This is a genomic window from Yersinia pekkanenii (assembly GCF_001152565.1).
GTDB lineage: Bacteria > Pseudomonadota > Gammaproteobacteria > Enterobacterales > Enterobacteriaceae > Yersinia > Yersinia pekkanenii.
Genome location: NZ_CQAZ01000009.1, coordinates 107,309 through 127,809, shown reverse-complemented (window position 1 = coordinate 127,809; position 20,501 = coordinate 107,309). Strand labels below are relative to the sequence as shown.

Genomic DNA, 20,501 nt, shown 5'->3' with positions numbered 1-20,501 from the left:
CTGTCTGCGATTGATGTGGTGTTTGAGTGCCTGGACTACACGCTTACTCTGATGAGCGATGAGACAGAGAAAACAGCCATGCGTGAGGTTACCCCCTCGTTGCTTTATGTCCTCGGCAATGATGAATAAATTACTAACCTAGTGGGCTATAGACCCGCAATCTCCAACCTTTGCCAGCCCTGCGCTGGCTTTTTTGCTCATAGAGGGAACCGGGCCGCCCTGACTCTCTCGATGAATGAGGATACCTATATGTTAAAACATGAGCAGATTGAAAACACCCTGATCGCTGTCGCCAAACAGCAAGGGTTAGACCTTAATGGTAAGGATTTACTGGATATTCGTACAAAGGTAGCGGCAACGCTGACTGCTAAAGAACGCCATCGGCAACGCATGAATACTGACACATTCCAGTGGAAGAGGCCGAGACCGCCACTAAGATAGTTCTGAGGTTAATATTGGGTTTGCCAAGTCTGTATCAGAAACACGGACATACTGCCGGCTAGATTTACTGCAAGCAAAGCGTGCCTATCCGAAGGTTTAGCCGGTTTTCTCCCGTTTCCATGAGCATCACCAAGTCGATTTCTAAGAGTCCCTAAGCCATTTACAATTGCTGAACATCCACCAAGGATTTGCTTAAAAATCTGTTCCGTATGCTGTTCTGGGGCAAGGTTAAGCTCCTTAGATACCAATTTGTAAAGCTCGCTCATATCTGTGTTTCTATCGTATGCAATTTTACGGTCATCGAGGATGTGTTTACATACCGTTTCTATTAATGACCTAGCAGCTGTAATAGCGCCTTCGGGATCTGATAACCTCCGGGCCAATGCTTTAGTCCAAGCTTCGCTCACGCCCGCTTCATCATAACTTTTTAGGCCATCTGTTATGTGGATATCGGCCGGGGAAATGTTGTTACCTTCCATGAGGTCAAGAAGCGGTTGAAATTCAGCCCAAATGATTTCGCGCCTAGAGGCGTATCCATCTGTCTTTTTAATATGTTGCCAAAACTGACTAAGTGAACGACATGTTCTAACAAATTGAGGTAGCTGATCTGAGAAGGGAGTGGAATTGAGAAAATAATTACGTAATTGCATATAGGCAATATCGTCTTCACCTTTCCCCGTTGCTCTATCAAGCAATGTGTTTTGCAATGCAAGTGCGCGCTCTAAGTCATTATTTAACACATCTAACAAGTTATTCATTTACGCCATCCAACCTTAAGTTGCTCGAACTTATGACGAGAGAACATTTTGACAATACCTGACGATACCGCTCTGAGGTATCCTATAGGTATCCTAGAAATAACAAAGGAGTCACGCTATTAACGTAACTCCTTGTTTTATTTGGTGGCCCCTACTGGACTTGAACCAGTGACCAAGCGATTATGAGTCGCGTGCTCTAACCAACTGAGCTAAGGGGCCAGACTTGGGCGCTGATTATACGGTAGTTTTTATCCTGCGGTCTAGAGCTGATAAATCAGATGGGCGTTTTCTGCACAAATTTAAGGTTTTTTACGCATATAATAGATAATGGTAGGCCATTTTGGCTTTATATCTTTTATGCGGCATACGCCAAGCGCTGTATTTGTTACCTGGCTCAAAAAGAAAACCCCCCCCCCCCCCCCCCCCCCCCCCCCCCCCCCCCCCCNCCCCCCAGCATGCTGGGGGGTTTTGTGTGCGGGTTGCGGTTAACCCCGACGATTAATCGTCGAGGAAGCTGCGCAGCACTTCAGAGCGGCTTGGATGGCGCAGTTTACGCAATGCCTTCGCTTCGATCTGACGAATACGCTCACGGGTTACGTCGAACTGTTTACCCACTTCTTCCAGAGTATGGTCAGTGTTCATATCAATACCGAAACGCATACGCAGAACTTTCGCTTCACGGGCTGTCAGACCGGCTAATACATCGTGAGTGGCAGAACGCAGACTCTCAGAAGTTGCAGAGTCCAGCGGCAGCTCCAGAGTGGTATCTTCAATGAAATCGCCCAGGTGTGAGTCTTCATCATCACCGATCGGGGTTTCCATTGAGATTGGCTCTTTGGCAATCTTCAGTACTTTACGGATCTTGTCTTCCGGCATCAGCATGCGTTCAGCCAGCTCTTCCGGCGTTGGCTCACGCCCCATCTCTTGTAGCATCTGGCGTGAGATACGGTTGAGTTTGTTGATAGTCTCAATCATATGCACCGGAATACGAATGGTGCGCGCCTGATCCGCGATAGAGCGGGTAATTGCCTGACGAATCCACCAAGTTGCATAGGTTGAGAACTTATAGCCACGACGGTATTCGAACTTATCTACTGCTTTCATCAAACCGATATTACCTTCCTGAATTAAATCAAGGAACTGTAGACCTCGGTTGGTGTATTTTTTCGCAATAGAGATAACCAGACGCAGGTTAGCCTCAACCATTTCTTTCTTGGCACGACGTGCTTTCGCTTCACCGATAGACATACGGCGGTTGATATCTTTCACTTGCTCAATGGTCAGACCGGTTTCTTCTTCGATCTGGCGCAGTTTCTGCAAGCTACGTTGGACATCATCCGAAACATCTTTCAGTTTTTCAGACCATGGTTTACCCATCGCTACTGCGGCGGCAAACCAGGTGTCGCTGGTTTCGTTGCTGGAAAACAGTGTGACGAAGTTTTTCTTCGGCATTTTGCACTGCTCAACACACAACTTCATAATGATACGTTCTTGAGTACGAACGCGGTCCATCATGGCGCGCATGTTATTGACCAGATAGTCAAACTGCTTCGGTACCAGGCGGAACTGTTTGAAGACTTCTGAAAGCTTTACAATCTCTGCAGCAGCATTCGCGTGGCTACGACCATTTTTCTTGATTTCCATGCGTGTGTTTTCATACTGCTCACGCAATTCGCTGAATTTTTGGCGTGCCAGCTCAGGATCGATGCTGTTGTCGTCTTCTTCTTCTTCTTCGTCTTCTTCTTCTTTGTCGTCGTCATCCATCTCTTCAGTGGATAATTCGGAACCAACGTGAGTTGCCGTTGGCGCAATATCTTCTTCGGCGTTTGGATCAACAAAGCCATTGATCAGGTCGGATAAACGGGATTCACCCGCTTCAACGCGATCATATTGTTCCAACAAATAAGTAATAGCTTCAGGGTATTCAGCAACTGAAGACTGGACCTGATTGATGCCTTCTTCGATACGTTTGGCAATATCAATCTCGCCTTCACGTGTCAACAGCTCAACGGTACCCATTTCGCGCATGTACATACGCACCGGGTCAGTGGTACGCCCGATTTCGGATTCAACACTGGACAATACCTGTGCAGCAGCTTCAGCTGCATCATCGTCGGTATCAGTGGTATTCTCGGCCAGCATTAAATCATCGGCATCAGGGGCTTCTTCCAGCACCTGGATACCCATGTCATTAATCATCTGGATGATGTCTTCGATCTGATCGGAATCGACGATATCTTCCGGCAGATGGTCATTGACCTCAGCATAGGTCAGATAGCCTTGCTCCTTACCACGGGTGACAAGTAGCTTCAGCTGTGACTGCGGGTTTTGCTCCATAAGACGGTATCCACACTTCAGAGTATTTGGGTTGGTGTCGGTCGGCGAAACCGCCAACAATAGCATTTGGGGCCTTTTTTTATCGCCGCTGCCCGCTATGGCGGCATATTGCGGGGAGTAACCCCCACATTTATCGGCAATTAAGCCGTTGGGTGTTTCATTTTTTTCTGGCCAAAGCCAGATTCAAAGACCAAAGCTCTTTACGTTCTTCGGCGTTCAATCCATGCGTTCGATCACGCGCTATCAGGGTTTCCTGACGTTGCTCCAATATGGAGTCATACAGGCTGGTTAGCGTGTCGACAAAGGTCTGCTCGACCATATCCTCTACAATCATGTGGTTCCATGTTGCGAGAGTTTCAAGCTGTTGGCTGAATTTATTATCACGGTACAGTTCTAATAACTGCCCGGTAGTCAGCCCCGGTTGGGCCAGACAAGTCTCAACCAACTCAATAAATAACGGTAAACCGGCTAACTTGGCTTGTTCAACTCCCTGTAATGAGGGAATAAGTGTAGCCAGTTGTGGGTTTTGTACCAGTAGCCCTATAAGTATACGCATGGTTGTGCGTTTTAGCTGGGGCGGCTGGTAGGTATTCGCGTTTTCGGCTTGTCTCGGCATCAGCTTATCAAGCTGGCTGTCATCAAGCAGGCCTAACTTGTTGCCTAATTGCTGACGCAGATAGAGACGTAAGGTTTCACCGGGTACCTGACTGATTAAGGGTAATGCTAAGGTACTTAACTTGGCGCGCCCATCGGGGCTGCTCAAATCTACCTGTGGCATCAAGGTTTCAAACAAAAAGGTTGAGAGTGGCTGCGCCTTCTCCATCCGTAGTTCGAATGCGTCTTTCCCTTCTTTACGTACCAGAGTGTCCGGATCTTCTCCGTCAGGCAAAAACATAAAGCGTAGCTGACGCCCATCGTTTAGATAGGGCAGCGCCGTTTCTAATGCCCGCCAGGCAGCATCTCTACCGGCCCGATCGCCGTCATAACAACAAATGACGTTATCGGTCGCGCGGAATAATAATTGAATATGTTCCGCCGTGGTCGCCGTTCCCAGCGAGGCAACAGCATAATCAATGCCGAATTGCGCTAACGCCACCACATCCATGTACCCTTCCACCACAAGTAAACGTGTTGGATTGGGATGACTCACTTGTGCTTCATACAAGCCATATAACTGGCGGCCTTTATGAAAAATTTCTGTTTCCGGGGAGTTGAGGTATTTCGGCACTCCGTCACCCAGAATTCGCCCACCAAAGGCGATAACCCGCCCGCGTTTATCGCGGATAGGGAACATGACGCGCTCACGAAAACGATCGTAAGTTCGCCCTGTATCATTAGTCACCAGCATTCCAGCATCGTTCAACGCGGTACGGCTCTCACCATCACGGCCAAAACGTTTTAAGGCATTGTCCCAACCTGGGGGGGCAAAACCGATAGCGAAATGTTGGATTATTTCTTCACTCAATCCGCGATGTTGAAGATATTCGCGTGCCTGGTTGGCAGTCGTGCCTTTGAGTGATTGTTGATAGAATGCGCTCAGGCTTTCCATCAGTTGATAAAGACTTTGTCGTTGATGACGTTCGAGCTGGGTGGTGCCGGTTCCTGCCTCGTAAGGCACTTCCAACCCATGCATGGTGGCTAATTCCTCAATACTTTCGACAAATTCGAGTCGATCATAATTCATCAGGAAATCAACAGCATTACCATGTGCGCCACAGCCGAAACAGTGATAAAACTGTTTTTCGCCATTAACGGTGAATGAGGGTGTTTTCTCATGATGGAACGGACAGCACGCATGGTAATTTTTGCCTTGCTTCTTCAGCTTTACCCGCGCATCGATAAGATCAACGATGTCGGTGCGAGCCAGCAAGTCATTGATAAATATGCGTGGAATTCGTCCAGCCATAAGCCCCTATTCGATCAGTCCATAAACGAGAACAAGCCGCGCATTCCTTTCGGAAAGCACGGCCTTCGTATGCAACTACTCGATCTGCGTATTCTTAGAACATAAGAAACTACGCGGTGGGGTTACCCCCGAAGAATTAATACAGACGAGTGCGGCGTGCGTTTTCGCGAGCCAATTTCTTCGCGTGACGTTTTACTGCAGAAGCTTTAGCGCGTTTACGTTCGGTAGTCGGTTTTTCATAGAATTCACGACGACGCACTTCAGCTAAAACACCCGCTTTTTCGCAAGAGCGTTTGAAACGACGAAGAGCTACGTCGAATGGCTCGTTTTCACGTACTTTAATTACCGGCATGTGCCTCTCACCTCAATAGAAATCGGTTTGCTGCTGGCCAATTGCCAGCCTTCTCAAAATGGTGCGGAATTTTACTTCAATGGATGCTGCTTTGTAAAGCACCACAGCAAATTGAAACAGGCACGCCCCTGTAATGTCGCCCCGTTCTTTACAAGAAAGATGGTGCCAAGAGTGCGACGGCCGCTGATTATATACTAAACAGGGCCTGTGATCGAATTTATCAACATTTTTTTCAGATATGTTAACTATCAACCACATTTAGGGGGGCAGAGATCCCATTGGCCTCCTTATCGTTCAATTTGGGATCAGAAATCATGACGGGCGGCACGGTTATGCTAAACTGTCGGCCGCACGTGAATGATGGGAAATGTAATGCGAGTTTTGGGTATAGAAACGTCCTGTGATGAAACCGGAATTGCAGTGTATGACGATGAAACCGGTCTGTTAGCTAACCAACTTTACAGTCAGGTTAAATTACATGCTGATTATGGTGGCGTAGTGCCCGAGCTGGCTTCCCGTGATCATGTGCGCAAAACTGTGCCTTTGATTCAGGCCGCGCTGAAAGAAGCTAACCTGAGCGCCAAAGACATCGATGGCGTAGCGTACACAGCAGGCCCAGGCTTGGTAGGTGCATTGCTGGTCGGGGCCACCATCGGCCGCGCATTGGCATTTGCGTGGGGGGTTCCTGCGGTGCCGGTCCATCATATGGAAGGTCACTTACTGGCACCGATGCTGGAAGATAATGCCCCTGAATTCCCGTTTGTGGCCCTTCTGGTTTCTGGCGGCCACACCCAATTGATTAGCGTGACTGGTATTGGTGAGTATGTGTTGTTGGGGGAATCTGTCGATGATGCGGCAGGTGAGGCTTTTGATAAAACAGCAAAATTATTAGGGCTGGATTATCCCGGAGGGCCAATGTTGTCGAGTATGGCCCAGCTTGGCACCGCAGGGCGATTTACTTTCCCGCGCCCAATGACTGACCGCCCTGGGCTGGATTTCAGTTTTTCTGGTCTGAAAACCTTCGCCGCAAATACCATTCGCGCCAATGGTACTGATGACCAAACCCGAGCCGATATCGCCCGTGCCTTCGAAGATGCTGCTGTCGATACGCTGGCGATTAAATCTAAACGTGCGCTGGATCAGACTGGTTTTAAACGATTGGTCATTGCCGGTGGGGTCAGTGCTAACCGAACTTTGCGTTCGAAACTGGCCGAAATGATGCAAAAACGGGGGGGGGAAGTGTTCTACGCCCGGCCAGAGTTTTGCACCGATAATGGCGCGATGATCGCCTATGCTGGGTTGATCAGGCTGAAAAGTGGTGTGAACAGCGAGTTGAGTGTGTCGGTGCGGCCGCGTTGGCCGTTGGCAGAGTTGTCGAAAGTCTGAGCGAGGCTGCGGCGGCGTTACCGCGTCATCTCGTGATGCTCACCTACTGATGTATGCTCCGCTCTCTCAATTCCTTGCGCCTCGCCTCGCTCCCGCTCAGCCATTTTGGATTGGGTGGGATAGCGAGGTAATTCGGTAAAACTAATCTTCTTTCTCTTCCAGCTTTGTGGCTTCTTCAGCGGGCGTTTTCTGCTTTTTCTTTCTGAGCTTGTCCCAGATTTTACTTTCTTTGCCACGCCATAAACGTTGAATATTATCATGGTGGCGCATCAGAATCAGGCACGAGAGCATTGAAACCGGAAAGGTAAATTGTGGTTTAAACCACCAAACGTAGAAGGGGGCTATCAGGGCGCTGATAATTGCCCCTAAAGATGAATAACCACTCAGCAATACCGTCAACAGCCAGGTGCCGGCCATCAGGCCAGTCAGATCCCAGCCAATGGGAGCGATAGCACCCAATGCGGTGGCGACGCCTTTGCCGCCTTTAAAGTGGAAAAACACCGGATAAATATGACCAAGGCAGGCGGCAATAGCGGTTAAGCCAAGATACAATGGTGGAACATACAGCAAGTAGGCTATCCAAACCGGTAACATACCTTTCAGCACGTCGAAAATTAGTACTGTTGCGGCTGCGGTGCGGCCACCTATGCGCAGTACGTTGGTCGCCCCGGGGTTACCGGAGCCGTGTTCGCGTGGATCGGGCAGCTTGGCAACCCGGCATACCAGGACCGCGCTGGAAATAGAGCCACACAAATACGCGAAGATAATCATGCCAAGCGCGATAGCACTCATAACACCGCCTTGTTGAATAATGATCGTTTTAATCGCAACATCAGTGGATAATACGCATATTCCGCTGGAAGTGGTATCCGGCAGGCGCAAAAACAGAGAATGACGTGATGGACATCGTATTTATTGAGGAACTCAGTGTCATAACCACGATTGGTGCTTATGACTGGGAACAGACCATTCAGCAAAAGCTGGTGTTCGATATCGAAATGGGCTGGGATAATCGTAAAGCCGCTGCCAGTGATGATGTAACTGATTGTTTGAGCTATGCAGATATCAGTGAGGCAGTCATAAAACATGTGGCATCGCAGCGTTTTGCCTTGGTAGAACGCGTGGCTGAAGAGATTGCCGAACTGCTGCTACAGCGTTTTAATTCACCTTGGGTGCGGATTAAGGTCAGTAAACCGGGGGCGGTGGCACAGGCCCGAAATGTCGGCGTGGTGATTGAGCGTGGTCAGCGAAATAGCTAATTTTTTGTTGAGCGACGACATGAAAATGTAACCCTATATTGATAATGTGGTCCGACTTATTAATTAATGTGATATTTTTACAGACTGAAATTTAACGGTATTGTTTTTTACATTGCCGTTTTTTTGTGATTTTCCATTACATGGCATTGGGTATCGTAGATGACGGATATGTATTCGCTGTTTGTGGCTTTTGTTCTGGGTGTGGTTGAAGGGTTGACTGAGTTCCTGCCGGTTTCATCTACCGGGCATATGATTATTGTCGGCGAGTTGTTGGGCTTTACCGGTGACAAAGCAAAAACCTTTGAAGTCATCATTCAGTTAGGTTCGATTCTGGCGGTGGTAGTGGTGTTCTGGCGGCGCTTGTTCGGCCTGATTGGCATCCATTTCGGTGCGGTACCCCATGAGGGGAAAACCAGCGGCCACCTGACATTGGGCCATATTTTATTGGCGATGATCCCGGCGGTGGGCCTGGGGTTGGTATTTCACGACACCATCAAATCTTTATTTAATCCGCAAAGTGTTATGTATGCCTTGGTCGCGGGCGGGATACTTTTGCTGGTAGCTGAATGGTTCAAGCCTAAAAATCCTAAAGCTGTCGGGTTGGATGATATTACTTACCGTCAGGCATTTGCCATTGGTTGCTTCCAGTGCCTGGCATTGTGGCCAGGGTTCTCCCGTTCCGGTGCCACCATTTCAGGTGGGATGCTGGTCGGTGTGAATCGCTACGCCGCCTCTGAGTTTTCCTTCATTCTGGCTGTGCCGATGATGCTAGGGGCCAGCGCCTTAGATTTGTATAAAAGCCTGCATTTCTTAACGCTGGGCGATTTACCGATGTTTGCTGTCGGATTTATCACGGCATTTATCGTGGCACTGATTGCTATCAAAACCTTCCTGTCACTGATTAAACGTATCTCTTTTGTCCCTTTCGCCATTTATCGCTTTGTGGTGGCAGCCGCAGTGTATTGGGTCTTTATGTAAGAGTGCGCTAATTTCGTGGCATAAAAAAACCTGAAAATATTCAGGTTTTTTTGTTTCATGGCGACCCACGATTTATTCTGAAATCACTTCTTGAGTTTGTTTCCATTGCGCCAATGCTTGCTGGCGGCGGTGTTTCAGTTCGTCCCGAATTGCCAAGCCTTGTCGCCCGCTGGCGACCACTTCCCGCACTGATACCCCGTTGGCAACATGGAATGCTGCTCGCAGATAATCCCCTTGTGGATAAGGATTTTCTTCAAATCCGGTGCGACCTCGGGCATCTGCCTCGCTGGTCATAATCATCTGCTCAAGGCGCTCTGGTTTACGCCACACATCAATAGCATCAAACAATTTAAGCAGAGTTTCAGGGCGAAGCTTATTCACCGTATGAATTAGATCGTGGTATTCCGCTACCAGCTTCGCCAAATCACGGACCGGATTAGGTACTCGTAAGCGCTGGCATAACTGCTCGACCAATTTGACTCCTGCCGGGCCATGGCCATGGTGATGCGGCCAAAACTCTTTCGGTGTTAGGCCCTTGCCCAAGTCGTGGCAGAGTGCGGCAAAGCGTACATCAACCTCAGGGCTGATTTGAGCTGCAATTGCCAGTGTCATCAGGGTATGAATACCGGTATCAATTTCCGGATGCCATTTCTCCGGCGCAGGCACGCCAAACAGACGTTCAATTTCCGGGAACAACACGGACAGCGCACCACAATCCCGCAGCACCTGAAAATAGATCTGTGGGCTTGGTGTTTTCAGCGCTTTCTCAGTTTCTTTCCATACCCGTTCAGGTGTCAATGCTGAGAGTTCACCACTGTGCACCATGGCTGCCATTAGGGTCTGGGTCTCTGGTGCGATAGTAAAACCGAGGTAAGCGAAACGGGCCGCGAAACGGGCGACACGCAGCACACGTAATGGATCTTCACCAAAGGCATCGGAGACATGACGTAATATTCTGTTTTCTAAGTCCTGTTGACCGTGGTAGGGATCGAACAGTTCCCCATCGGCGCTACGGGCAATGGCATTGATGGTCAAATCGCGCCGCAGTAAGTCGTCTTCCAGTGTGACATCCGGTGCAGCGTAGCAGGTAAAACCGGTATAGCCTTGGCCTGATTTACGTTCAGTGCGTGCCAGTGCATATTCTTCATGGCTTACCGGGTGCAGGAATACAGGGAAATCTTTACCGACCTGTTGGTAACCCTGTGCCAGTAACTGTTCTGGAGTTGCCCCCACCACCACCCAATCTTGTTCGGTAACCGGCAGGTTTAATAGGTTGTCGCGTACAGCCCCGCCGACCAGATAGATTTCCATGTTAATCCTTCGTTCTTGACGTTGCAGCGTTGTTAGCGGTTCTCACTCACCCGAATCACTTACTTATGTAAGATCAACGGGATTCACTCGTTTACTGCCTGGCTGGAACGCCAATAACGTTGGATAGACTCTTCGTTCTTGAGGTTGCAGCGCAGGTTGGTAATGGCTATCAGTTCATCCAACGGTTGTTCTTTTTACGGCGGCTGGGTATCAGATGTGGTAGCACCAAACCAATCAGTAGGCCGACACCGGCAACACCACCACCATACATAAACCATTGCAGAATGATGGTGCGCTGTTTGTCATCCAATTGCAGATTCACCGCACTGACTTTCTTTTGCGCAACCACTAACTGGTTTTTCAGCGACTCGTTTTCTTTTTGTAGCTCGGAGATGACGCTATCGCTGGCAGCCACTTTCTGCTGCATTTCTGCGGTGCGCTGATTCCAACTATTATCAATATTAGCCAACTTGTCAGTCAGTGTTTTGACCTGTTGTTCAAGGTCAGGCACCCGAATGCGCAGACTTGGCGTTTCACTCAATTGGTTAAGTGGTATCCAAGTGATTTTGCCCTTGCTATCGCGGATTTGACCATAGCTGTTGCTGTCTTCAACGCTTATCAGGGTGACTTCATCCCCGCCTTTTAGCGTACCGACAATACGGTATTGGTTACCAGGGCCGCTATGAACGTAGGTATCCAGCTCATCAGAGATGTAGCGTTTTTCTTCAGCGTGCGCACCCCAGGAGATACTTAGACTGAGCATCGCGAGGCAAATTAGGCGTAATTTCTGCATTAGGGAGTCATTTATGAGTGAATTTATGGAACGATAGTAGAGTGTTCAGTTTGCCGACGCAACGCATAAACCGGAATGAGAACTATCTTACTCTCATAGCCGGTGCGGCTTTAGCGACTTTATTGTTCATTTTAACCGCAGTGAAAATTTGTCTTATGAAGCCTTAGGGCAGACCTGTTAAAATAGGGTTTGACCCAAGGGTCGCGCGGTTTTTTTGTGTAAAATAGGTAAATCTGTGTAAAACAGGCAAATCGCAGCGAAAAAGGCATAATACCCGTAATCTCGCAACATACCGGTGTGAATGAAATTATGACCGTTGAAATAGAATTAAAATTTATTGCTACTCCTGCGGCCATTGCCGCGTTGCCGGAGAAACTCACGTCCTGGCAAAGCCAGCATTCTGCCCCGCAGACTTTGACTAATATCTATTTTGAAACGGTCGATAACCGGCTGCGTCAGCATGATATTGGTTTACGTATTCGTGGCTACGATGGCCGTTATGAGATGACGGTGAAAACTGGCGGTAAAGTTGTGGGCGGTTTACATCAACGCCCTGAATATAATGTAGATATTGATAGTGACCAATTGGATTTGGCGCGTTTCCCCGCCGATATCTGGCCGGAAGGTTGGGCGGCTGAAGCACTGCAAGCTGAATTACAGCCATTATTCCGTACTGATTTCACTCGCGAGAAGTGGGTAATTACTTACGGTGAGAGCGAGATAGAGCTTGCTCTGGACCAAGGTACCATCAGCGCGGGTGAGTTATCGGAGCCACTGAGTGAAATTGAGCTGGAGCTGAAACAAGGCAATCAGGCCGATTTACTGGCATTGGCGGCTGAATTGGCATCCATCGGAGGCTTACGTCAAAGTGATTTGAGTAAAGCCGCGCGTGGTTATCGTTTAGCGCAAGGTCAGCCATCAGGTGAATTACGGCCATTACTGGTTTTACAACCTGCGGCGAAATCTACGGTTGAGCAAGGGATGGTGGCAGGGCTGGAAATGGCGTTGGATCACTGGCAATACCATGAAGAGCTGTGGCTGCGCGGTGAGCCAGCGGCTAAAGCAATGATCATTGAAGCAGTGGCGATGGTACGCCAGTCATTAGCTATTTTTGGTGGGTTGGTGCCACGCAAGGCCAGCACCGAATTGCGTGCCCTGTTAATCGCGCTGGAACCGCAGTTAGAGCCGAAAAATGTCGATGCTGAGCAGCTCTGTTATAGCGCCGATTACCTAAAATGTAAGTTAGCACTTACATCATGGTTGGTGACCTCTGGCTGGCGGCCATTTATGGATGCTAAAGCACAGGCCAAGTTAGATGGTTCATTTAAACGCTTCTGCGACATTATGCTGAGCCGCAGTGCTGCTGACCTGAAAGAAGCCTTTGGTCACCATATGGATGACGATGGCTATCTGGCACAACTCCCTCGTTTGAACCGGCAGATCATGACCTTCCAGTTGCTCTCCGGTTTCTATCCACAAAGTGAATGGCTGCCGTATATCGATGGCTGGTTTGGCTTACAGCAAGAGATTATGCAACGTCAAGGGCACTGGCGTGATACCGCTCGCAAGGAAGCGTTGGCTCAGCCAGCATTTTGGTTGAATGGTGCTACTCGTTAATTGAGCATATACCCAAAGTCGTTGGAGTCGCAGGAAGGCGGCAAGCTAACAAGTCCTGAAGTTAAGTGATTTGGGCGCGTGAGCGCAGCCAACCTGCTGTGGCTTCAAATACGAAGGGTATACAAGGAATTCGATATGTTGCCACTTCCTGCGGAATTACAGCTTCAGGCGCAGAATATACAACAGCGCTTTTATGAGTTACCGGCTCCGCCGGGTTTGCGTGATGAAGATATCGCTGTACTGGCGTTGAGTGATTTTGTCAGTGATATGTTACTGATTCACCCTGAATGGCTGGAGGAGTTGCATCAGCAACCGCCGCAACCGCAGGAGTGGCAATATTACCCGCAATGGTTAAGTCAGGCGCTGGCAGAGATACATGACGAAGCGGCGTTATTAGCAGCGCTGCGCTTGTTTCGTCGTCGGATTATGGTGCGCATCGCTTGGTCACAGGCCCTGCAAACCAGCTCGACCATCGATACCCTGCAACAGTTGAGCTGGCTGGCTGAGAGCCTGATTCTCTCTGCCCGGGATTGGCTGTATCAGGCTTGCTGTCGTGAATTCGGTACGCCATGTAATGGTGAGGGGCTACCGCAGCCGCTGTTGATTCTGGGGATGGGTAAATTAGGTGGCGGTGAACTGAATTTATCCTCTGATATTGATCTGATTTTTGTTTACCCAGAGAACGGCCAGACTCAAGGCGGGCGGCGGCAGTTGGATAATGCTCAGTTCTTTACCCGTTTGGGGCAACGGCTTATTAAGGCGTTGGATCAGCAAACTATTGATGGCTTTGTCTATCGGGTAGATATGCGGCTGCGGCCGTTTGGTGACAGCGGCCCGCTGGTACTGAGCTTTGCCGCGCTGGAAGATTATTACCAAGAACAGGGCCGCGATTGGGAACGCTATGCCATGGTTAAAGCCCGGCTGATGGGCGGAGCTGAAGACCATTACAGCAAAGAACTGCGCCAAACCTTGCGGCCTTTTGTCTTCCGTCGCTATATCGATTTCAGTGTGATTCAGTCACTGCGTAATATGAAAGGCATGATTGCTCGTGAAGTCCGGCGGCGTGGCCTGAAAGACAATATCAAGCTGGGTGCCGGAGGGATCCGTGAAATTGAATTTATTACGCAGGTATTCCAGTTAATCCGTGGTGGCCGTGAACCGCGTTTGCAACAGCGAGCTTTACTGCCTACCTTGCAGGCGGTCGCAGAGCTGGGTTTATTGCCCGAACAGCAGGTGACAGATCTCAGTAGTAGCTATCTGTTTTTACGCCGGTTAGAGAATCTGCTGCAAGCTATTGGCGATGAGCAAACCCAGACTTTACCCAGCGATACACTGAATCAGGCTCGATTGGCCTGGGGTATGGGTCATATCAATTGGGCAGCCATGAATAGCGCATTAGAACAGCATATGCAGGCGGTGCGCTTGGTATTTGACGACTTGATTGGCGACGATACCCCTGATATTGGTGAAGACCCCTGCCATGGTTTGTACAAAAGTTTATGGCAAGACGTACTGGAAGAGAGTGACTTAGCACCGCTGACGCCGCATTTAGATGAAACGGGCCGCAGCCAGTTGCTGACGATAATTAATGATTTCCGCCATGACGTTGATAAGCGCACCATTGGGCCTCGTGGCCGCGAGGTATTGGATCAACTGATGCCACGCTTGTTTGCCGAAGTTTGCCCACGTTCGGATGCAAATGTTGCCCTCCGTCGCCTGGTCCAATTACTGCTTAGCATTGTTACCCGCACCACTTATCTCGAATTGTTGGTGGAATACCATGCGGCACTAAAACACGTTGTTCGCTTGTGTTCTGCCTCGCCGATGGTGGCCAGTCAGTTGGCCCGCTACCCGCTATTATTGGATGAATTGCTCGATCCGCAATCGCTCTATCAGCCATTGGAACCCAGTGCCTACCGCGATGAATTACGCCAATACTTACTGCGGGTACCGGAAGATGACGAGGAGCAGCAACTGGAAGCTTTACGCCAGTTTAAGCAGGCTCAGCAATTACGAATTGCCGCAGCGGACATCACCGAGGCGCTGCCGGTAATGAAAGTGAGCGATCACTTAACCTATCTGGCTGAGGCCATGATTGATGCGGTTATCCAGCAAGCCTGGAACCAAATGGTAGCTCGCTATGGTCAACCGAGCCATTTACAACAACGGGAAGGCCGTGGTTTTGCGGTGATCGGTTACGGTAAATTAGGGGGCTGGGAACTGGGTTACAGCTCTGATCTGGATTTGGTGTTCCTGCTCGATTGCCCGCTGGATGTGATGACAGACGGCGAGCGCAGTATTGATGGCCGCCAGTTCTACCTGCGTCTGGCCCAGCGTGTGATGCACTTATTCAGCACCCGCACCTCGTCAGGTATTTTATATGAGGTCGATGCACGGCTGCGGCCATCCGGTGAGGCTGGCATGCTGGTCAGCACCGTCGAGGCGTTCGCTGATTACCAGCAGCATGAAGCCTGGACATGGGAGCATCAGGCACTGGTTCGCGCCCGTATTGTTTATGGCTGCCCTCAATTACATCAACAGTTTGACGCCATCCGTCAGCAAATCCTCTGCCGGCGTCGTGAAGATCCGCAATTGCAGCAGGAAGTGCGCGAAATGCGCGAGAAAATGCGTACTCACTTAGGCAGCAAGCAGCGTGATGTGTTTGATATCAAAGCCGATGAAAATGGTATCACCGATATTGAGTTCATTGCGCAATATCTGGTGTTGCGTTATGCCGCCAGCGAGCCGCGTTTGACTCGTTGGTCAGATAATGTGCGTATTTTTGAGCTGATGGCCAATTACGACATTATGGCACCGGAAGAGGCGGCCGCGCTGACCCGTGCTTATGTCACCATGCGCGATGAAATTCATCATCTGGCCTTGCAGGAGCAATCAAGCAAAGTTTCAGCCGACAGCTTTATTGAACAAAGAGCGCAAGTGGCTGCCAGTTGGCAACGTTGGTTAGGGTGATCCGTTTTGAACGCTGCTTGCAGCGGCCTATGGATGGGCCGAGTAATGAATTCAGCTAACCCCCTGTGGCTTCAAGTACAAAGGGTATAAGAGCCTGTGATATCATCAACCACAATAATATAATGACTTGTTTGGAGCTAAGGGATGAAAGTTACACTGCCTGATTTTTGCCGCGCCGGTGTCTTGGTCGTGGGGGATGTCATGTTAGACCGCTACTGGTATGGGCCAACCAGCCGGATTTCGCCAGAAGCCCCCGTGCCAGTTGTTAAAGTAGAGACTATCGAAGAACGCCCTGGTGGTGCTGCTAACGTCGCGATGAATATCGCATCCCTTGGCGCTATTTCACGTTTGGTCGGGTTGACCGGTATCGATGATGCGGCGCGGGCGCTGACCAGCAAGCTGAATGAAGTTCATGTGCGCTGTGATTTTGTTTCGGTATCCACTCATCCGACCATCACCAAATTACGGGTACTTTCCCGTAATCAGCAATTGATTCGCCTGGATTTTGAGGAAGGTTTTGACGGTGTTGATCCACAGCCTATCTTTGAGCGCATTCAACAAGCGTTGCCACAGATGGGTGCGTTGGTGCTGTCTGATTATGCCAAAGGCGCATTGAACAGCGTGCAGCAGATGATCCAGTTAGCGCGTAAGGCCAAAGTGCCGGTTCTTATCGATCCTAAAGGCAGTGATTTTGAGCGTTATCGCGGTGCCACACTGTTAACGCCTAATTTATCTGAATTTGAAGCGGTGGTTGGCCACTGCAAAAATAATGAAGAACTGGTCAGCCGTGGCATGAAGCTGGTGGCAGACTTTGAACTTTCAGCGTTGCTGGTGACCCGCTCCGAGCAAGGTATGACCTTGCTGCAACTGGGGAAACCCCCGCTGCATTTGCCGACTCAGGCGCAAGAAGTGTTTGATGTGACCGGTGCCGGTGACACGGTTATTGGTGTGCTGGCGGCCGCTCTGGCGGCTGGCAATACCCTGGAAGAGTCCTGCTTTCTCGCTAATGCTGCCGCCGGAGTGGTGGTTGGTAAGTTAGGTACGTCGACGGTTTCCCCCATTGAGCTGGAAAACGCGATCCGTGGCCGGGCTGAAACAGGTTTTGGGGTGATGGATGAGCAGCAACTGAAAAAAGTCGTTGCACAGGCGCGTCAGCGTGGCGAAAAAGTGGTGATGACAAACGGCATTTTTGACATTCTCCATGCGGGTCATGTCTCGTATCTGGCCAATGCCCGTAAGCTGGGTGACCGCTTGATTGTGGCTGTTAACAGCGATGCCTCTACCAAACGCTTGAAAGGCGAAAAACGCCCGGTGAATCCACTGGATCAACGCATGATTGTATTGGGCGCGTTGGAAGCGGTGGATTGGGTGGTGCCATTTGAAGAAGACACGCCGCAGCGCTTAATTGCCGATATTTTACCGGATCTGTTGGTGAAGGGCGGTGATTATAAACCTGATGAGATAGCAGGCAGTGCCGAAGTCTGGGCTGCCGGTGGTGAAGTTAAGGTGTTGAATTTTGAAGACGGTGTTTCCACCACCAATATTATTCAGTCAATCAAGAATGGTCGAGGCTAACACCCCTGCAACATCAATGACTTGGGTCTTAAAAAGAATGAGTGGACTAAAACAGGAATTGAGTCTGGCACAGGGCGTTGGATTGCTGTCCACCTCCCTGCTGGGAACCGGTGTCTTTGCTGTGCCCGCACTGGCGGCGATGCTGGCCGGTAATGATAGTTTGTGGGCATGGCCAGTATTAATTGTATTGGTTTTCCCGATAGCTATCGCTTTTGCTGCTTTAGGCCGCCATTTCCCCAGTGCCGGTGGGGCTGCCCACTTTGTGACGATGGCTTTCGGGCCAACGCTGGGTAAAGTCACCGGCTGGCTATATTTATCGGTTATTCCGGTGGGTTTACCCGCCGCCTTACAAATTGCCGCAGGCTTCTGGCAGGCGACGTTTGGTTGGAGCGACAGCGGGCTGTTGATGGTGCAGTTGGTCACCTTGCTGGTTATTTGGGGGCTGGGTACGCGCAGTGCCGGTTCCAGCGCCAATATACAAACCCTGATTGCGTTACTGGTTATTGCACTGGTCGTGGCTATTTGGTGGCAGGGGGGGATTCGCCCATCACAGATACCGTGGCCCAGGCTACAAGATATTTCCCCGCCGAATATGTTTAGTGCTCTGGCTGTGATGTTTTGGTGTTTCGTCGGGTTGGAAGCCTTTGCACATTTGGCGACAGAATTCCGTCATCCTGAACGTGATTTCCCCCGCGCCCTGATGGTTGGGCTATTGGTCGCCGGTGCCGTTTACTGGGGATGTACCGTGGCAGTGTTACATTTCCATGCTTACGGCGGACAGCAAGCTGCTGCGGCCTCGTTGCCGGGTATTGTGGTGCAACTGTTTGGTGAACATGCGCTGTGGATTGCCTGCATTATTGGTTATCTGGCCTGCTTTGCCAGCGTCAATATTTATACTCAGAGCTTTGCTCGTATGGTGTGGTCGCAGGCTCAGGTGCGCCCGCAAAGTAAATTGGCTCGCTTATCCGTGGGCCAAACGCCGGTTAATGCACTTACGGCGGTGGTCGGTTGTAGCCTGGTATTCGCGTTGCTGATTTATTGGCTGTCTCTGCCATTGGATTTGCTGATTGTTTATGCCAACGGTATTTTCGTATTGATTTACTTGTTGTGCATGCTGGCAGGCATTCGCTTATTGAGTGGGCGCTCGCGAGTGATGTCGGTGATGGGCAGTATTCTGTGTTGTGTATTACTGGTCATGATTGGTTGGAAGAGTTTATATGCTTTACTGATGTTTGCTCTATTGTGGATGCTGATATCCAGACTGCGGCTGCCAGAAATAAAGCCTTAAACTTAGGGCGCTACATAAGCGCCCTAATCATCAGCGATGGCTATTACCTTCAATGGCTTGCACCAACCTTATTTGCCAGTTTTATCATCATTATCATTGTTATCAACCAGATCCGGCGCACTGTTGAATTTGGCTTCCAATTCTCCCATCCGTTGTTCCAGTAAAGCCAGCTTTTCTCTGGTACGCAGCAGCACTTGAGTTTGCACGTCGAACTCTTCACGATTAACCAAATCCAATCGGGTTAACTGCGATTGCAGCACCAAACGAATTTTCTTTTCGACGTCTTCCCCGAATTCGCGAATACCTTTTGGCATAGACTCATGCACCTGGCGGGCGATTTGTTCAATTTTTTTCGGGTCAATCATGATGTTTCCCTAATTTAATGTGTGGTTACTGCTTACTAGTGTAATGCCTGATGCGAATTGTATAAACCTTCATACCTACCATTTTGGTAATTGCTACGATGAATCAATAGCGTTATAGTCTCAGGGCTTATTCTCAGGGCGGGGTGCAAGTCCCCACCGGCGGTAAATTGTGTTGCGGCATTCCGTGCTGTATTGCAAAAGCCCGCGAGCGCTCACGCTGTTTCTCTTGTCAAAGAGAGAGCAGGGTAGAGGTCAGCAGACCCGGTGTGATCCCGGGGCCGACGGTTATAGTCCGGATGGGAGAGAGTAACGGTATCTGCCGGGCTTATTTATTTTATTAAATAGCCCGCTGCGTTATTTCGGCTATTTCTATTTTGTTGATGGCCATTTACTCCTCAAGACCGCCCTGATTCTGGTAATCCATAATTTTAATGAGGTTTTTTACCATGAATCAGACCCTTTTATCAGATTTCGGCACGCCTGTTGAGCGTGTAGAACGTGCCATCGACGCTTTGCGTCATGGCCGTGGTGTTATGGTGTTGGATGACGAAAATCGTGAAAACGAAGGCGATATGGTTTTTGCTGCAGAAACGATGACCGTTGAGCAAATGGCACTGACCATCCGCCACGGCAGTGGCATTGTGTGTCTGTGTATCACTGATGAACGCCGTCAGCAGCTTGACTTGCCAATGATGGTGACCAACAACTCCAGCCAGTTCCAGACGGCATTTACCGTGACAATTGAAGCGGCTAAAGGCGTAACGACCGGTGTTTCTGCTGCTGACCGTCTGACCACTATCCGTGCGGCAATTGCCGATAACGCTAAACCTGCTGACCTTAATCGCCCAGGTCATGTATTCCCGCTGCGCGGTCAGCCGGGTGGCGTATTATCCCGTCGTGGTCACACCGAAGCCTCTATCGACTTAGCCACACTGGCGGGTTTCAAACCTGCGGGCGTGTTGTGTGAACTGACCAATGACGATGGCAGCATGGCACACGCTCCAGAAGTGATTGAATTCGCCAAATTGCACAATATGCCGGTAGTGACTATTGATGATTTGGCGGCTTATCGTCAGGCCAGCGAGAAAAAAGCCAGTTGATTTGATGGCAAGAACACCTGCTGATCCTGGGTGTTAAACTTTTTTCTATCAGTTCAAATACCGGG

At 49.8% G+C, this 20,501-nt stretch carries 17 protein-coding genes, 1 tRNA gene and 1 riboswitch; of the genes, 9 read left to right on the top strand and 9 right to left on the bottom strand.

What is annotated here, in order from left to right:
* Positions 1-249 precede the first annotated feature (249 nt).
* Complete coding sequence (locus AEP37_RS06580; RefSeq protein ID WP_049611650.1) at positions 250-441, top strand: hypothetical protein; 192 nt, start codon at positions 250-252, stop codon at positions 439-441.
* 8 nt (positions 442-449) lie between these two features.
* Here the strand turns inward: AEP37_RS06580 and AEP37_RS06575 are convergent, their stop codons facing one another.
* The 5 genes from AEP37_RS06575 to rpsU form a co-directional block, all read right to left on the bottom strand.
* The gene (locus tag AEP37_RS06575) at positions 450-1,199 is read right to left on the bottom strand and encodes an abortive infection family protein (protein ID WP_049611647.1); all 750 of its coding nucleotides are present in this window, start codon (positions 1,197-1,199) and stop codon (positions 450-452) included.
* 142 nt (positions 1,200-1,341) lie between these two features.
* Positions 1,342-1,418: transfer RNA gene (locus AEP37_RS06570), tRNA-Ile, on the bottom strand.
* A gap of 279 nt (positions 1,419-1,697) precedes the next feature.
* Positions 1,698-3,536: an RNA polymerase sigma factor RpoD gene (gene rpoD, locus AEP37_RS06565; protein ID WP_049611644.1), complete on the bottom strand. Its 1,839-nt coding sequence runs from the start codon at positions 3,534-3,536 to the stop codon at positions 1,698-1,700.
* A gap of 157 nt (positions 3,537-3,693) precedes the next feature.
* Positions 3,694-5,442 carry a DNA primase gene (gene dnaG, locus AEP37_RS06560; protein WP_049611642.1) on the bottom strand — a complete coding sequence of 583 codons (1,749 nt, stop codon included), beginning with the start codon at positions 5,440-5,442 and terminating at the stop codon, positions 3,694-3,696.
* Between the two features lie 136 nt (positions 5,443-5,578).
* Entirely contained in the window at positions 5,579-5,794 is a 216-nt protein-coding gene (rpsU, locus tag AEP37_RS06555; RefSeq protein ID WP_001144069.1) for a 30S ribosomal protein S21, read from the bottom strand.
* Positions 5,795-6,166: 372 nt separating this feature from the next.
* Here rpsU and tsaD point away from each other — a divergent pair, with 372 nt between their 5' ends.
* Positions 6,167-7,180 carry a tRNA (adenosine(37)-N6)-threonylcarbamoyltransferase complex transferase subunit TsaD gene (tsaD, locus tag AEP37_RS06545; RefSeq protein ID WP_049611633.1) on the top strand — a complete coding sequence of 338 codons (1,014 nt, stop codon included), beginning with the start codon at positions 6,167-6,169 and terminating at the stop codon, positions 7,178-7,180.
* Positions 7,181-7,321: 141 nt separating this feature from the next.
* Here tsaD and plsY read toward each other — a convergent pair whose 3' ends face one another.
* The gene (gene plsY, locus AEP37_RS06540; protein ID WP_049611630.1) at positions 7,322-7,972 is read right to left on the bottom strand and encodes a glycerol-3-phosphate 1-O-acyltransferase PlsY; all 651 of its coding nucleotides are present in this window, start codon (positions 7,970-7,972) and stop codon (positions 7,322-7,324) included.
* Positions 7,973-8,079: 107 nt separating this feature from the next.
* Between plsY and folB the strand changes: the two genes are divergently transcribed.
* Together folB and bacA are read left to right on the top strand one after the other, a co-directional pair.
* Positions 8,080-8,439, top strand: coding sequence for a bifunctional dihydroneopterin aldolase/7,8-dihydroneopterin epimerase (gene folB / locus AEP37_RS06535; protein ID WP_049611627.1), 360 nt, complete (start codon positions 8,080-8,082; stop codon positions 8,437-8,439).
* A 159-nt stretch (positions 8,440-8,598) separates the two neighbouring features.
* Positions 8,599-9,417: an undecaprenyl-diphosphate phosphatase gene (bacA, locus tag AEP37_RS06530; protein WP_049611624.1), complete on the top strand. Its 819-nt coding sequence runs from the start codon at positions 8,599-8,601 to the stop codon at positions 9,415-9,417.
* 72 nt (positions 9,418-9,489) lie between these two features.
* Here the strand turns inward: bacA and AEP37_RS06525 are convergent, their stop codons facing one another.
* The gene (locus AEP37_RS06525; RefSeq protein WP_049611621.1) at positions 9,490-10,728 is read right to left on the bottom strand and encodes a multifunctional CCA addition/repair protein; all 1,239 of its coding nucleotides are present in this window, start codon (positions 10,726-10,728) and stop codon (positions 9,490-9,492) included.
* A 169-nt stretch (positions 10,729-10,897) separates the two neighbouring features.
* The gene (locus AEP37_RS06520; protein ID WP_049611616.1) at positions 10,898-11,521 is read right to left on the bottom strand and encodes a TIGR04211 family SH3 domain-containing protein; all 624 of its coding nucleotides are present in this window, start codon (positions 11,519-11,521) and stop codon (positions 10,898-10,900) included.
* Positions 11,522-11,830: 309 nt separating this feature from the next.
* Between AEP37_RS06520 and AEP37_RS06515 the strand changes: the two genes are divergently transcribed.
* The 4 genes from AEP37_RS06515 to yjeH all read left to right on the top strand — a co-directional run bounded on the left by AEP37_RS06515 (position 11,831) and on the right by yjeH (position 18,971).
* Positions 11,831-13,138 carry a CYTH domain-containing protein gene (locus AEP37_RS06515; protein ID WP_049611667.1) on the top strand — a complete coding sequence of 436 codons (1,308 nt, stop codon included), beginning with the start codon at positions 11,831-11,833 and terminating at the stop codon, positions 13,136-13,138.
* A gap of 135 nt (positions 13,139-13,273) precedes the next feature.
* Positions 13,274-16,108 (top strand): bifunctional [glutamate--ammonia ligase]-adenylyl-L-tyrosine phosphorylase/[glutamate--ammonia-ligase] adenylyltransferase, encoded by a 2,835-nt coding sequence (gene glnE, locus AEP37_RS06510; RefSeq protein WP_049611612.1) that lies wholly within the window; start codon positions 13,274-13,276, stop codon positions 16,106-16,108.
* Between the two features lie 144 nt (positions 16,109-16,252).
* Positions 16,253-17,683, top strand: a complete 1,431-nt coding sequence (hldE, locus tag AEP37_RS06505; RefSeq protein ID WP_049611608.1) for a bifunctional D-glycero-beta-D-manno-heptose-7-phosphate kinase/D-glycero-beta-D-manno-heptose 1-phosphate adenylyltransferase HldE — start codon at positions 16,253-16,255, stop codon at positions 17,681-17,683.
* A gap of 37 nt (positions 17,684-17,720) precedes the next feature.
* Positions 17,721-18,971, top strand: a complete 1,251-nt coding sequence (yjeH, locus tag AEP37_RS06500; RefSeq protein ID WP_049611605.1) for an L-methionine/branched-chain amino acid transporter — start codon at positions 17,721-17,723, stop codon at positions 18,969-18,971.
* A gap of 68 nt (positions 18,972-19,039) precedes the next feature.
* On the opposite strand, the gene ubiK is transcribed toward yjeH, so the two are convergent.
* Positions 19,040-19,336, bottom strand: a complete 297-nt coding sequence (ubiK, locus tag AEP37_RS06495) for a ubiquinone biosynthesis accessory factor UbiK (RefSeq protein WP_049611603.1) — start codon at positions 19,334-19,336, stop codon at positions 19,040-19,042.
* A 125-nt stretch (positions 19,337-19,461) separates the two neighbouring features.
* A riboswitch (FMN riboswitch) is annotated at positions 19,462-19,648 on the top strand.
* Positions 19,649-19,782: 134 nt separating this feature from the next.
* Here ubiK and ribB point away from each other — a divergent pair.
* A complete protein-coding gene (gene ribB, locus AEP37_RS06490; protein ID WP_049611600.1) occupies positions 19,783-20,436 on the top strand; it encodes a 3,4-dihydroxy-2-butanone-4-phosphate synthase in 654 nt (217 codons plus the stop codon).
* Positions 20,437-20,501 lie beyond the last annotated feature (65 nt).

Excerpts from the sequence above, each read along its gene's own strand:
- AEP37_RS06580 (WP_049611650.1), top strand. The coding sequence starts at position 250 with ATGTTAAAACATGAGCAGATTGAAAACACCCTGATCGCTGTCGCCAAA.
- AEP37_RS06575 (WP_049611647.1), bottom strand. The coding sequence starts at position 1,199 with ATGAATAACTTGTTAGATGTGTTAAATAATGACTTAGAGCGCGCACTT.
- rpoD (WP_049611644.1), bottom strand. The coding sequence starts at position 3,536 with ATGGAGCAAAACCCGCAGTCACAGCTGAAGCTACTTGTCACCCGTGGT.
- dnaG (WP_049611642.1), bottom strand. The coding sequence starts at position 5,442 with ATGGCTGGACGAATTCCACGCATATTTATCAATGACTTGCTGGCTCGC.
- rpsU (WP_001144069.1), bottom strand. The coding sequence starts at position 5,794 with ATGCCGGTAATTAAAGTACGTGAAAACGAGCCATTCGACGTAGCTCTT.
- tsaD (WP_049611633.1), top strand. The coding sequence starts at position 6,167 with ATGCGAGTTTTGGGTATAGAAACGTCCTGTGATGAAACCGGAATTGCA.
- plsY (WP_049611630.1), bottom strand. The coding sequence starts at position 7,972 with ATGAGTGCTATCGCGCTTGGCATGATTATCTTCGCGTATTTGTGTGGC.
- folB (WP_049611627.1), top strand. The coding sequence starts at position 8,080 with ATGGACATCGTATTTATTGAGGAACTCAGTGTCATAACCACGATTGGT.
- bacA (WP_049611624.1), top strand. The coding sequence starts at position 8,599 with ATGACGGATATGTATTCGCTGTTTGTGGCTTTTGTTCTGGGTGTGGTT.
- AEP37_RS06525 (WP_049611621.1), bottom strand. The coding sequence starts at position 10,728 with ATGGAAATCTATCTGGTCGGCGGGGCTGTACGCGACAACCTATTAAAC.
- AEP37_RS06520 (WP_049611616.1), bottom strand. The coding sequence starts at position 11,521 with ATGCAGAAATTACGCCTAATTTGCCTCGCGATGCTCAGTCTAAGTATC.
- AEP37_RS06515 (WP_049611667.1), top strand. The coding sequence starts at position 11,831 with ATGACCGTTGAAATAGAATTAAAATTTATTGCTACTCCTGCGGCCATT.
- glnE (WP_049611612.1), top strand. The coding sequence starts at position 13,274 with ATGTTGCCACTTCCTGCGGAATTACAGCTTCAGGCGCAGAATATACAA.
- hldE (WP_049611608.1), top strand. The coding sequence starts at position 16,253 with ATGAAAGTTACACTGCCTGATTTTTGCCGCGCCGGTGTCTTGGTCGTG.
- yjeH (WP_049611605.1), top strand. The coding sequence starts at position 17,721 with ATGAGTGGACTAAAACAGGAATTGAGTCTGGCACAGGGCGTTGGATTG.
- ubiK (WP_049611603.1), bottom strand. The coding sequence starts at position 19,336 with ATGATTGACCCGAAAAAAATTGAACAAATCGCCCGCCAGGTGCATGAG.
- ribB (WP_049611600.1), top strand. The coding sequence starts at position 19,783 with ATGAATCAGACCCTTTTATCAGATTTCGGCACGCCTGTTGAGCGTGTA.